Raw genomic sequence first — 13,110 nt, 5'->3', positions numbered from 1 at the left:
GCTGCAACCTTCCGGCGGAGGTAGGGGTTTGTGGCAGTATGAAAACGCGCTACTTCCTTCCGCTGCTCGCGCTGGTTCCGCTGGCTCTGGCATCCTCTACCACTAAACCCGCTCCGGCCCCGGCGCCCGATGCCAACCTGAGCAAAATCAAGCTGCCGGCCGGCTTCACCATCAGCTACTTCGCCAAGGGCGTGAAAAGCGCCCGCGAACTGGCCGTGGGCCCCGATGGCACCGTGTACGTGGGCACTAAGGACGACAAAGTGTATGCTCTGCCCGACCGCAACAAGGATGGCCGCGCCGATGAGGTAGTAACCGTAGCCACTGGCCTGAACGCGCCCAACGGGGTAGCCGTGCGTAACGGCGCCCTCTACGTGGGCGAAATCAACCGCATTATTCGCTACGACAACATTGCCGCCCGGCTTAAGCAGCAGCCCAAGCCAGTGGTGGTGTACGGCAAGCTCCCCACCAAGGAGTGGCACGGCTACCGCTATATCGCCTTCGGGCCTGATGGTAAGCTCTACGTGCCCGTGGGGGCCCCGTGCAATACCTGCCTGCCCGAGGAGCCCATCTATGCCACCATCAACCGCATGAACCCCGATGGTTCAGGGCTGGAAACCTTCGCCTACGGCGTGCGCAACACTGTGGGTTTCGACTGGAGCCCCCAGGACAAAGCCCTGTGGTTCACGGACAACGGCCGCGACCAGCTCGGGGATAATCTGCCCTCCGATGAACTGAACCGCGCCGCCGGCCCCGGCCAGCACTTCGGCTTTCCCTATTTTTTCGCTGGTGATATTGCCGACCCCGAGTTTGGCAAAGGCAAGTCCGCCGATACCTACGTGAAGCCAGCTCGTAAGCTGGGCCCGCACGTGGCGGCCCTGGGCATGAAGTTCTACACCGGCAAGCAGTTCCCGGCCCAGTACCGCAACCAGATTTTTATCCCTGAGCACGGCTCCTGGAACCGCAGCAGTAAAATCGGCTACCGCATCAGCCTCGTGCGCCTCGACGCCACCGGTAAGCAGGCCCGCAGCTACGAAACCTTCGCCAGTGGCTGGCTGCAGGGCCAGACTCCCTGGGGCCGTCCCGTCTGCCTGCTTAATCTGCCCGACGGCTCCCTGCTCGTTTCCGACGACCAGAACGACGCCGTCTACCGCATCAGCTACAAGGGCTAGGGGGTAAATTATGCGCTTGAGAAAGGGGGAGTGGATGTTCGAATGGCTTTATGGCGCATATTGCGCTGGTAGAGCGAACAACGACCAACTCACCCTTTCTCAAGTTCACAACTTCACCCTTGATATGAAACAGCGCGGACCGAAGCGGACGGTAGGGCGGCGGGAACTGGTGGATTTTCCGGAGTTTCACCTCTGGGGCGTGGAAGCCAAGGTGGATACCGGTGCTTACACCGGCGCCATCCACTGCTCCAATATTCACGTGGAGACGGATGGGAGCGGACGCCAACGCCTGCATGTGCAGCTGCTGGATCCCTCACATCCTAACTTCGATGGCTCGCCTATGCAGTTTGATGAGTTCACGCTGCGCGACATCAAAAGCTCCAACGGCGAGGTGCAGGAACGCTATGTCATTCGGGCGACCATCCGGCTATTCGGGCAGGACTTTGCTACCGAATTTTCGCTTTCCGACCGCTCCGACATGAAATATCCCGTATTAATAGGACGGGTATTATTGCGTCAGGCGCGGTTGGTTGTGGATGTGGCCCGGCGTAACCTATCCTATAAAAATCAGCCTACCGCCCGGTAATACTGCCCGGCTTGCCGGTTGGGCCACCTATCTTTGCCCCGCGCTTCTGCTCCTATCCCCTCTCACACGTACCACCCGCATCCTGATGAAACTGGCGATTCTATCGCGTGAGCCGAAGCTATACTCTACTACTCGCCTCGTGGAAGCTGCCGAGCAGCGCGGCCACGAAGCGGTGGTGCTCGACCATTTGCATTGCAACCTGGTGCTGGAAAAAGGCCAGCCCGGTATTGTATACGAAGGCCAGAAGCTAGAAGGCTTCGACGCCATTATTCCCCGTATTGGGGCTTCCGTGACGTTCTACGGCTGCGCCGTGGTGCGGCAGTTTGAGATGATGAAGGTGCGCACAGCCGTGGAAAGCCAGGCCATTGTGCGCAGCCGCGACAAGCTCCGCTCCATGCAAATCCTGAGCCGGGCCGGGGTGGGCATGCCCAAAACCGCCTTTACCAACTACTCCGACGACGTACCGGCCATGATTCAGCAGGTAGGCGGGGCGCCCGTCATCATCAAGCTGCTGGAAGGCACCCAGGGCCTGGGAGTGGTGCTGGCTGAGTCGGCCAAGGCGGCGCAGTCGGTGATTGAGGCCTTTCACAACCTCAAGGCCCGCATCATTGTGCAGGAGTTCATTGCGGAAAGCAAGGGCGCCGACCTGCGGGCTTTTGTAGTGAACGGAGAGGTGGTAGGGGCCATGAAGCGGCAGGGCAAGGAGGGCGAGTTTCGCTCCAACCTGCACCGCGGCGGCTCCGGCACCCTCGTGAAGCTAAGCCGGGCCGAAAAGGCCGCTGCCCTGTTGGCCACCAAAGCTCTGGGGCTGGGTATTGCCGGCGTGGATATGCTGCAAAGCAAGCGTGGCCCGCTGGTGCTGGAAGTAAATTCGTCGCCGGGTCTGGAGGGCATTGAAAAGGCCACCGGACTCGATATTGCCGGCAAAATCATTGAGTACACCGAACAGCTGGCGCACAAGAAAAAGCGCATAAAGCCGGCTACTACCCCTGCCGAGCCGAAACCTCTGCCCGACGCTCAGCCCGAAGAATAGCCTCTGGGTCTGCTCCTGACTTTCCAGCGGCCTGTCTGTCTTGCAGGCGGGTCGCTGGTTTTTATCTGGGTGGAAAGGCAAGCTGGCAGCCGTAGCGGCGCAGGCAAGCGTAGCCCAACTTGCATAAAGTCAGCCTTGGAACGATAATTGACATTCGTTCGGCCGGCTGGGGTGCAAGCTGCGCTGGCTGTGGTTTCTATCTGGTGGGGAAGCTCCTTGCCCTGACGCTCTGTATAGCCTTGACCCTGGAATCTGCCGGTAGCTCCTCTGATTTGTGTTTGAATGGCCTCGTTATTAAGCCCGGTGAGCAGGTGCTGACGCGGCTGGTGATTTCGCGGCTCCCCTCCGGCACGGTTATCGACATTCCGGTGCACGTGTTCCGGGCCCTGGAGCCCGGCCCGACGGTGCTGCTTATGGCAGGCTTGCACGGCGACGAGGTGAACGGCATTGAAACCATCCGGCGCCTGATCCGGCGGCAGTTGCTGCAACCGTTGCGGGGTACCATTCTGGCCATTCCCATTCTCAACATCTACGGCTTTCTGAACTTCTCGCGCGAGGTGCCCGACGGCAAAGACGTGAACCGCTCGTTTCCCGGCAACCCGCGCGGCTCCCTGGCCAGCCGCGTGGCCGCCCGCTTCATGCGCGAAATCATGCCTCTGATTGATTACGGCATTGACTTCCACACGGGCGGGGCGGCCCGGGCCAATATCTCCCAGATTCGCTGCCTGCTGCACCAGGACGCCGAAACGGATGCGCTGGCCGAGGCCTTTGCTGCCCCGTTCACGCTACACGCCGGCCTGCGGCCCGGCTCCCTGCGCGAAACGGCCATGCAGCAGGGCCGCCGTATTATCGTCTACGAAACCGGTGAGTCGCTGCGGCTGGACGAGCCCGGCATCGACCTGGGCATTGCCGGCACGTTCCGGGTATTGCAGCACCTGGGCATGGTAGCGGAAGCCGCCCCGCCGGCCCGGCCCTCGGTGGTGTGCCTGCGCTCCACGTGGCTGCGGGCCAAATACGCCGGGCTATTTCACAGCCTTGTGCACCTGGGCCAGTACATCGAGAAGGGGCAGGTATTTGGGGCGGTGGCTGACCCTTACGGCGAAACGTCGGTGCGGCTGGAGTCGCCGGTGGCCGGCTACATCATCGGACTCAACCACATGCCTGTCGTTAACCAGGGCGACGCGCTGGTGCACGTGGGCCGCACGGACTCGGCCCCTAGCCGCTCCGATTTGGGCGTGCCCTTTGAGGAAAAGCCCGCCAAGCCCCAAGACATCGAAACGGAGGAGGACGAGGAAGCCGGCGAGGCTCCGGAAAAATAAGGTTTCGCTCAGGTTTACCGGGCAAGGCAGAACGCGGCCTTGCCCAACTCCGGCTGGGCACCTGCGCAACTTTCCCGTACTTTTGGCACGCCCGACTGCGGCGCTTCGTCTTTTCCCGTTTTCTGAATGAAAAACTCTCTCCAGCTCATCATCAACGCGGTATTGGCCGTGGCGGTGGCCGTATTGTTCTACCTGCACTTCGCCAGCAAACCGGCGGCCGTCACTAAAAAGCCGGTAGCTACCGCTGTTTCTACCCCTGATTCGGCCAGCACGGCTACCATTACCGACGAGCCTGCAGACCTAGTAGCCGTAGCCGACACCGATAAGGTAGCCTACGTCGAATCGGGCAAGCTGCTGGATGGCTATCAGGGCATGAAGGACGCCCGCAAGAACTTTGAAGCCAAGGCCCGCCGCTGGGAAGCTCAGAACCAAACCTTGGTAAAAGGCTTCCAGAGCGCCGTGCAGAAGTACCAGCAGCAGGCCGCCGGCCTGAGCCCCGAGCAGCGCGCTTCCACCGAGCAGCAGCTGCAGAGCCGCCAGGTGCAGGTAGCTCAGGAGCAGGAAAAGCTGCAGCGCCAGGCCCAAGAGGAAGAAGCCAAGATGACCCAGCAGGTGCTCGAACGCATCAACAAGCAGGTGGAGGTGTACGGCAAGCAAAACGGCTACCGGCTCATCCTCATTGCCGCCCCCAGCGGCACCATTGCCTACGGCCGCAAGGACCTTGACATTACCACGCCCGTGCTCAAGCACCTCAACGACGAGTACCGCGGCGGCAAGAAATAAAGTCCAGCTGCGCGGCACTGGTAGCCCAGCAGCAGACCGTCACGCGGTTGTTCTCAGCCCGGTTCGAAATTCATTCTATACTACGCTGGAAAACCCCTGCTGCCCTGGGCGGAAGCAGGGGTTTTTGTTGCTAGCTTAGAGGCAGGAAGTAGCATTGAAAATTACTATGGCGCCGAGTCAGCTTTTTCGTGACTCTGCTACTGCTGCTACCTACTAGGGTACTGTTGACAGACCCCTATTACTACGCGTAAATCTTTTCCTATACATAATTTATACCTCTCTGTATGAGCCGATTATTCTGCTCGCTAGTGCTGGGCGGCGCTACTCTGTCTGCCCCGGCAGTAGTGGCCCAGCAGGCTCCGGTTACTTCCCGCGTAACCATCAGCGGCTACGTGCGCGACGCGGCCACGGGCGAAAATCTCATTGGCGTGGCCGTGGTTAGTCCGGGCACAGGTCAGGGCACCGCCACCAATACGTACGGATTCTACTCTCTGACCCTGCCCGCAGCGGCTGCCGACTCCGTGCGGCTGCTGGTAAGCTACCTAGGCTACGAGAAAGCCCGTTGGGCCATGCCTGCCAGCCGCAGCCTCACCCACGACTTTCGCCTGCGCTCTGCCACCAACGATTTGGCGGGCGTGGAGGTAGTGGGCAGCCGCGAAGAGAAAATTGCCCAGAGCACCCGCATGGGTACCGTGAACATTCCGCTAAACCAGATTAAGGCCGTGCCCGCCCTGCTAGGGGAGCGGGACGTGCTGAAGGTGCTGCAACTGCTGCCCGGGGTGCAGAGTGGGGGCGAAGGTACCAGCGGCCTGTACGTGCGCGGCGGCTCCCCCGACCAGAACCTGATTCTGCTTGATGGCACGCCGGTGTACAACGCTTCCCACCTGTTCGGCTTTTTCTCCGTGTTCAACGCCGACGCGCTGAACAACGTGGAGCTGATTAAGGGTGGCTTCCCGGCCCGCTACGGGGGTAGGCTTTCCTCGGTGCTGGATATTTCGATGAAGGAGGGCAACATGCAGAAGTTTCAGGGCGAGGGCGCCATTGGCCTGATTGCCTCGAAAATTACGCTGGAAGGCCCCATCAAGAAGGATACGGCCTCGTTTATCTTCTCGGCCCGGCGTACCTACATCGATATTCTGGCCCAGCCCCTGATTAAGGCCTCACTGGCGCAGGAAGGGGCAAAAGGCTCCATCGGCTACTTTTTCCATGACCTGAACGGCAAGCTCAACTGGAAGGTAAGCCGCCGCGACCGGCTGTACCTGAGCGCCTACACCGGCTACGATAAGTTTTACGCTCGCTACCGCGAAGAAGACGGCGACAACTACGACCGGAACAAGGCCGGGCTGGGCTGGGGCAACCTCACCACGGCCCTGCGCTGGAATCACCTGCTCACCGACCAGCTGTTTCTCAATACCCACCTTACCTATAGCAAGTACCAGTTCAACGTATCGGAGGAAAATGAAAGTCGCTACCCCAACAACAACGGCGGCACCCAGACCGACAAGTTCGCCCTGAAGTACCTGTCCAACATCCGCGACTTCAGCCTCAAATCGGACCTGGACTACACGCCTACCGCCGACCACTACCTGCGGTTCGGCGGACAGTACATTCTGCACTCCTTCCGGCCGGGAGCCTTGCAAGTGAAGGATAACGCTTCAGACCTCGACTCGCGCCTGAATGCGGGTAGCCGCACCGGGGCCAGCGAGGCTTCGCTGTATCTGGAGGATGACTACCGCCTGACGGAGCGGTTGAAGGTGAACGGGGGGCTGCGCCTGAACGGTTTTCTAGTGGATAAAACCCTGTACCCGTCGCTGGAGCCACGGCTGGCTGCGCGCTTCCTGCTCACCGATGAGTGGGCTCTGAAAGCGGCGTACGCCCGCACCACGCAGTACATTCACCTGCTCACCAACAGCAGCATTGGCCTGCCTACCGATTTGTGGGTGCCGGCCACGGCTAAGGTAAAGCCCCAAAAAGCTCAGCAATTCAGCGTGGGCGCGGCCCGCACCCTGCGCATGCACGACCATGACTACGAGTTCAGCTTCGAGAGCTACTACAAGCCCATGCGCCAGCTGATTGAGTACCGCGAGGGCGCCAGTTTTCTGGGCACTACCGACAACAACTGGCAGGAGAAAGTAACCAGTGGCGACGGCTGGGCCTACGGGGGCGAGCTGTTCCTGCAAAAGAAATCGGGCCGCACCACGGGCTGGATTGGCTACACCCTGGCCTGGAGCAAGCGCCGCTTCCCCGACCTGAACCAGGGCCGCATCTTTCCCTACAAGTACGACCGGCGCCACGACGCCTCGCTGGTGGTCATTCACCACTTCAGCCCCACACTTACGCTCTCCGGCACGTGGGTGTACGGCACCGGTAATGCCGTGACGCTAGGGCAGGGCCGCTTTAGCCTCGGCGACTATGAGGAGTACGAGGATTACGGCGGGCGCAATAGCTACCGCATGCGGGCCTATCACCGCCTGGACCTCGACCTGAGCAAAACGAAGAAGAAACGCTGGGGCGAGGTCGTGAACAGCCTCTCGCTCTACAACGCCTACAGCCGGCGCAACCCGTACTACCTCTACTTCCAGCGAGGCTACCAGGACCAGAACGGCACGGTAGAGCAACAGGCCACTTACAAGCAGATTTCCCTGTTTCCCATCATTCCATCCTTTAGCAAAGCCTTCCGGTTTTAGCGTCGGTACGCCGCCCGCTTTTCCCGGCCGATAACCATTCTGGTATATGCCCAAGCTATTCCCGCTACTTCTGCTCGCTGCTACATTCCTGAGCGGCTGTGAAACTGCCGTTAACTTACCCGAGCCGGCACACACGCCCCGTATTGCCCTGCGCTACCTGCTAAGTACCGAGGCTCCTGGCCAACAGTCCGCCAGTATGCTGACGTTCAATCAGCTTTACGTCAGCAACAGCCAGCGCATGTTTGACACCCGCCCCCTGGAGGGCCGCCCCGATGCCACCGTGGAACTGCTGGATGCCACGGGCACCGTGGTGGAGCGGTTTCGGCAGGCGCGAAACCAGGGCGGGCAGACCTATCCGCAGCCCAGCAGCCAGCCGGGTTATTACGAGGCCACCATGAACTTCGCCGGCCAGCCAGGCCACACCTACACGTTGCGGGGCCGCCTGCCGGGTTTTGAGGCGGTGGAAAGCCAGCTGACCATGCCTCTGCCCCCCCGGATAGCGCGGGCTACCTATGTCAGTCGGGCGCCCACCGACTACGGGCAGCAGCGGGGCCGCCTGACGCTGACGCTCCACGATGAGGCCGCCACCGCCGACTACTACGTGGTGGTAGGTACCGTTTACGATACGCGGGACAATATCTATGGCACCCTGCTATCAGATGATACCGACAACACAGAGTTCGGGAGCGTAGGGGAAACCTTCACCCTTTCTACGCTTTACAACGGCTACTACAACAGCCTCGCGCCCTACCCAGACAGCAACGTGAACGGCCAGCAGATCAATCTGAGCACGGATGTGGTTATCTCCGGCGCGTACGGAGGACTCAATCCGCCGGTGCCGGCCTACCTGGAACTCATGGTACTAAACCTCACGGCCGATGCCTATAAGTTCTACCAGTCGCGCCAGCGCTACGAGGATACCCAGGACAATCCCTTTGCCGAGCCGGCTCCACTCTACTCCAACATCCGTAACGGCTACGGCGTCTTTGGAGGCATGGCGGCGGCTACCTACCGGATTCAGCTATGAAGACAGGGAGTGGAAGAAGTGTTTTTCTTCAAATAAGCCGTTAAACCTGAGGCAGGTAAAGGCATCAAAGAACTGGAGCCTGTTAATAAGCAGGCCGCCCCTGTTCCTATGAAAAGCCTTCTGAAATTCTCCGTCTTTTTTCTTCTGCTGCTCGCCTCGGCCTCCCTGACGGGTTGCGTAGCCTCTACCACGCCGGGTGCGGTAGTAGTAGCTCCGGCGCCCGCTCCATACTACCGCTACCCGCCCCGGCCCTACTACCGCCCGTACCGGCCCTACTACCGGCCTCGTCCGGCCCGGGTAGTAGTGGTGGAGCCCCGCCGACCAATAGTGGTGGCTCCACGTCCGTATTATAATACGCGTCCGCACCGTGGGGTGCGGGGGCGGTAGTGAAATACGTCCTTTAGGTACCCCAAAGCCCCGCTGAATGTTCAGCGGGGCTTTGGGGTACCTATCTACTCAGATGGTCATTGCCGCAGGAAGCGCCGCATAACTACTCCCTGGGGCGTGGCAAGCTGTAGAACATATACCCCCGGCGCCAGTCCCCGCAGGTCGAGGCGGGTAGTGAGGCGGCCCTGGCGGGCAGATGCGGTAGCGGCCCATAGCAGCTGGCCGGTTAGGCTGCGCACCTGTACGGGCACGGCCAGCGCGTCTGGCAGGCCTGTCAGCTCTACTTCGGCGGTGCCCGTTACGGGAACGGGGTACAGGGCTAGCCGGGCGGCCAACTCAGCCGGCGCCTGGGCGGTAGCAATATCCTGGAAACTGCCGTAGCTAGTGCGCTGGCGGTTTATAAACCGGGCATCAGCAACAGAGTATTCCTGCTCAACCTGGCGAATTAGTCGGTTCGTTGCGTCGTATTGGAGCAGGTAGCGTAGCTCGGTATTGACCACCCAACTGCCGTTATCCCAGTCTTCCTGGCGGTAGCCCAGGTCGTTGCCCTGCGCATCGGTGAGGGTGGTAAAGCGGAAGAGGTGTTGCCAGCCCCCGCCGGGCAAGGCGGTTTCGGCCAGGCTTACGGTAGTGCCCGGCGCGTTATAAGTGAAGGTAAGCCACTGAAAATCAGCCCAGTGTCCGCCGGGCTGCGCCGACTGAATCCGGTAGGTAGCTGGCTGGCGGGCCTCCCAACTGTGCCAGTTCAGGTCCAGCACCCGTTCCTCATCTACCCAGCCCCCGGCTTCCCAGCGCTGAGCCACTGATCCGCTCCAGCGGCCGGCGGTGAGGGTATACTGAAAGCGGGTTTCGTTGGTGAAGCTACCGCTGGCAAAGCGCTGCACGACCTGCTCGCTGAGCACACCACTACTGTAGGTATTTTGATAGCGAAAACCAGCCGTGGTTTCCCAGCTGCCGTTGCTCCAGCGCTGGGTAAGCTCCTCGGTCAGCCCGCCCTGCGCGTCGTAGGCACTCACCGTTCGGAGCTCATTCAGCCAGGGAGCGCCATTTCCCGTTTGGTTTAGCTCCTCCACCAAGTGGCCGGCCGCGTCATAGGTATACTGCACCCGGCGGTAGGCCAAAGCCGTGGCCGAGTCAGCCGTGATGCTGCTGCTGACCCGCGCCTGCGCATCGTAGGTGAGCGTTTCCCGCTGGGGTAGCACCCAAGCTGCCGTGGCCACATCCCACCGGTAGCGCATAGCCAGCCGGGGGCGAAAAACGAGCGTGTTACCGGGGCGCTGGGCCCCGGAGGCCCGCAGACGCGGCCAGGGACCGGCCAGAGAACGGGCTCCTGGTGCCTGTTGGCTCCAACCTGCCATGCTGTTTCCCAACAGTACTAGCAGTAACCCGAGGCAGCGAAACAGCATGGCAAAACGCAGGATGAATAGGAGCGAAAAACAAGTTAATAGCAATTCGAAAGGTACGCAAAGACTTGTATTATAGCTAGATAAACAACCGCAAAAAAGCCCGGCTCCGCTGGTTGCGGAGCCGGGCTTGCACAATGCCTGTACTGGCGAAGGAGGGTAGCCTTAGAAGGCGAAACGCAGGCTGATGGCGGCATCGTTGTAGAAGCCGGTATAGCCGTCGAATACCTCGAAGAAAGGTTTGTAGTCTACCCCCACTACGAAAGGCAGGTCCTCCATTTTGTACTCCAGGCCCAGAATCAGGTCGGCGCCGGCTGCAATGCGCGGGTCCTCATCCACCCGGTAAATAGTGTAGTAGCGCTTGGCGCGGCCATGGCCGTAGCGGCCATCGTAGTAATAGTAGTAGCGGCGGTAAGAGCCAACGTGGGCGCCAGCGCCGTAGTAGAACTGTAGGCCTTTGAAGTCGGAAACGGGCAAATGCTTTTCCAGCAGCAGGGTCAGGCGGCCACCGCGGGCGGCGTACTCGCGGGTGAGCAGTCCTTCAAAGGCCACGTTGTTCTTGCCGCTCAAAAAGTGCTTTACCGTCAGGCCCGACGACCAGCCCCCGCCCCGCAGGCCAATACCGGTGGTGTAGCCCGCGCCCGCGCTGCCTTTTTTCTTGCTTTGGGCCTGCGCCCCTTCGGTAGTCATCAACAGCCCCAGGGCTGCCAAGCCAAACATCAAACACTTCATGCGGGAAAAGAAAACAGTACGTATGCCAGTTATATTCCCGAAAAAATACAAAAATGCCCGGAATACTACCGGCGGGCGGCTCGCGTGGCCGTAAGCGCGTCGGACAGATGCACCTGCACACCACGGGCTTCCGCGTGGGCGGCCCGGAGCATGGCTTGGGCCACGGTGGCAGCCTCAGTGGCCCGGTATTTCCGCAGGGGGCCTACCAGCGCGGGTCCCAGCACCCGCAGCACCACCGCTCCTAGTTGCTCGCCGGTACGTTTTTCCGCACGCGGGCCCAGCAGCAGGGAGGGGCGGAAGAAATGGATAGCGCGAAACGGAGTTTGGCGCACGGCTGCTTCCATCTCGCCTTTCACACGGGAGTAGTAGAAGCGGGAGGCCGGGCTGGCCCCCAGGGCCGACACTACCAGCAACTGGGCGGCAAAGTTGGCCGCCGCCAGCGCCGCCAGCTTCACTACGTATAGGTAATCAACCCGGTAAAAGGCGTCGCGGGAGCCGGCCTGCCGCAGGGTAGTACCCAGGCAACAGAACACGTCATCGGCAATGAGTTGCAGGCGGTGCTCTTCCAGTTGGTCAAAATCCAGGATGCGCTGCTCCAGCTTGGGGTGCACGAGCGGCACCGGTCGTCGTCCTACCGAAATTACGCGGCTATAGCGCTCCGAGGCCAGAAGCAGGGGGAGAAGCAGGCTGCCTATCAGGCCGCTGGCACCGGCAATAAGAGCCGTTTTTTGCATATGCTCGGGGGAAAAGAAGGAAACTACCGGATGGGAACGAGGTGGCTATCAGGCGGTACCTGATACGTGTGCTTCCACCGAAACGCCGCCCATCTCTTCCCGGCCAGATGCTGCCGGACCCGCCGCAGTTGCCCGGCCTGCTTTCCTGGGGTAGCAAACACGAGATTCCTCAACTGGCGCAATAGGCCCCGGCTTAGCTTCCCAGGAAGCCAAAACCGGGGCGGTAAGCGTAGCCTGGCTTTATTTCCCGGGAATTAGCTCGGTTTTCTCGGGGGCCAGGTGCACCAGGCCCTGCTTATAAAGGGAACCTAGTGCCTTTTTAAACACTTTCTTGCTCATACCCAACCGGCGGTAGATGTCGTCGGGCTCACTTTTGTCGCCGAGGGGCAGGGTGCCGCCGGCTTGGCGCAGTAGCTCCAGCAGTGTATCGGCGGCGGCCACGGCTTCGTCGTAGCCCGGGCGCTGGAGGCTGAGGTCGAGCTTGCCATCGGGCCGCACCTGCCGGACGTAGCCCGTGTGCACGTCGCCCAGGCGCAGGGGTTTAAATACTTCGTTGTGGTAGAGCAGGCCCTGGTGCGTGCCATCGACGATTACCTTGTACCCCAGGTCGGTTTCCTCAGCCACCAGCAGCTCAGCCGTGTCGCCGGCTTTGCCAGGGTAGGGCTCCTCGCTTAAAAACCACTCCCACTTAGCGGAGGCCACAATCCGGTCAGTGGTGTCATCGAGGTACACAAACACGGTGGCCCGCTCCCCGGGCCGGAGGGTGCGGCGCAGGTTGCGGTAGGGAAGCAGCAGGTCTTTTTCCAGGCCCCAATCCAGAAACGCACCGGTGGGCGTCACGTCGCGGACGCTGAGGGCCGCGAACTGGCCCACCCGGACGTAGGGCTCCAGGGTGGTGGCAATCAGCCGGTCCTCGGAGTCGCGGTACACGAACACGCGCAGCACGTCGCCGATCTGCGTGCCGGTCGGTACGTATTTGCGGGGCAGCAGCAGGTCACCGTCGTCGGAAGTCAGGTACAGGCCGAAATCTACCTCGCGGGCTACTTCCAGCTCGTTGAAATCACCAAGGTTCATAAGCAATGAAGAGTAAAGAATGAGGAATGAAGAATGGCCATAACAGGGAAAAAGCCATCTTTTTGTCTGTCTTCGGGGGGGAAACGCCGCATTACCAGGTCGTATCGGCCAGAGCCTGCACCACCCCAGGGGGCTTACGGGCAGAGGTCCGGCGCAGCCGAAACAGGTAGCAAAGG

Annotated in this window: 12 protein-coding genes; 8 read left to right on the top strand and 4 right to left on the bottom strand. The window is 60.9% G+C overall.

The features are described 5' to 3' along the window. The first annotated feature begins 38 nt into the window (after positions 1-38). The 8 genes from K3G63_RS17675 to K3G63_RS17640 all read left to right on the top strand — a co-directional run bounded on the left by K3G63_RS17675 (position 39) and on the right by K3G63_RS17640 (position 8,991). On the top strand, positions 39-1,169 hold the full coding sequence (locus K3G63_RS17675) for a sorbosone dehydrogenase family protein (RefSeq protein ID WP_220615443.1): 1,131 nt from the start codon (positions 39-41) through the stop codon (positions 1,167-1,169). A 124-nt stretch (positions 1,170-1,293) separates the two neighbouring features. Beyond that, on the top strand, positions 1,294-1,755 hold the full coding sequence (locus K3G63_RS17670; RefSeq protein WP_220615442.1) for a RimK/LysX family protein: 462 nt from the start codon (positions 1,294-1,296) through the stop codon (positions 1,753-1,755). 85 nt (positions 1,756-1,840) lie between these two features. Further along, positions 1,841-2,788 carry a 30S ribosomal protein S6--L-glutamate ligase gene (rimK, locus tag K3G63_RS17665; RefSeq protein ID WP_220615441.1) on the top strand — a complete coding sequence of 316 codons (948 nt, stop codon included), beginning with the start codon at positions 1,841-1,843 and terminating at the stop codon, positions 2,786-2,788. 239 nt (positions 2,789-3,027) lie between these two features. Next, the gene (locus tag K3G63_RS17660; RefSeq protein ID WP_259404545.1) at positions 3,028-4,107 is read left to right on the top strand and encodes a succinylglutamate desuccinylase/aspartoacylase family protein; all 1,080 of its coding nucleotides are present in this window, start codon (positions 3,028-3,030) and stop codon (positions 4,105-4,107) included. Positions 4,108-4,233: 126 nt separating this feature from the next. Continuing rightward, the gene (locus tag K3G63_RS17655) at positions 4,234-4,890 is read left to right on the top strand and encodes an OmpH family outer membrane protein (RefSeq protein WP_220615440.1); all 657 of its coding nucleotides are present in this window, start codon (positions 4,234-4,236) and stop codon (positions 4,888-4,890) included. A 284-nt stretch (positions 4,891-5,174) separates the two neighbouring features. Continuing rightward, on the top strand, positions 5,175-7,577 hold the full coding sequence (locus K3G63_RS17650) for a TonB-dependent receptor (protein WP_220615439.1): 2,403 nt from the start codon (positions 5,175-5,177) through the stop codon (positions 7,575-7,577). A 46-nt stretch (positions 7,578-7,623) separates the two neighbouring features. Continuing rightward, positions 7,624-8,604, top strand: a complete 981-nt coding sequence (locus K3G63_RS17645; RefSeq protein ID WP_220615438.1) for a DUF4249 domain-containing protein — start codon at positions 7,624-7,626, stop codon at positions 8,602-8,604. Positions 8,605-8,712: 108 nt separating this feature from the next. Beyond that, positions 8,713-8,991 (top strand): hypothetical protein, encoded by a 279-nt coding sequence (locus tag K3G63_RS17640; RefSeq protein WP_220615437.1) that lies wholly within the window; start codon positions 8,713-8,715, stop codon positions 8,989-8,991. Between the two features lie 77 nt (positions 8,992-9,068). Here K3G63_RS17640 and K3G63_RS17635 read toward each other — a convergent pair whose 3' ends face one another. From K3G63_RS17635 to K3G63_RS17620, 4 genes are all read right to left on the bottom strand, one after another. Beyond that, the gene (locus K3G63_RS17635; RefSeq protein WP_220615436.1) at positions 9,069-10,397 is read right to left on the bottom strand and encodes a T9SS type A sorting domain-containing protein; all 1,329 of its coding nucleotides are present in this window, start codon (positions 10,395-10,397) and stop codon (positions 9,069-9,071) included. 162 nt (positions 10,398-10,559) lie between these two features. After that, positions 10,560-11,126, bottom strand: a complete 567-nt coding sequence (locus K3G63_RS17630) for a hypothetical protein (protein ID WP_220615435.1) — start codon at positions 11,124-11,126, stop codon at positions 10,560-10,562. Between the two features lie 65 nt (positions 11,127-11,191). Continuing rightward, the gene (locus K3G63_RS17625) at positions 11,192-11,860 is read right to left on the bottom strand and encodes an NAD-dependent epimerase/dehydratase family protein (RefSeq protein ID WP_220615434.1); all 669 of its coding nucleotides are present in this window, start codon (positions 11,858-11,860) and stop codon (positions 11,192-11,194) included. 240 nt (positions 11,861-12,100) lie between these two features. Further along, entirely contained in the window at positions 12,101-12,934 is an 834-nt protein-coding gene (locus tag K3G63_RS17620) for a S1 RNA-binding domain-containing protein (RefSeq protein WP_220615433.1), read from the bottom strand. Positions 12,935-13,110 lie beyond the last annotated feature (176 nt).

It is taken from the genome of Hymenobacter sp. HSC-4F20 (assembly GCF_019599275.1).
GTDB lineage: Bacteria > Bacteroidota > Bacteroidia > Cytophagales > Hymenobacteraceae > Hymenobacter.
This window is presented reverse-complemented; position numbering and strand designations above follow the sequence as displayed.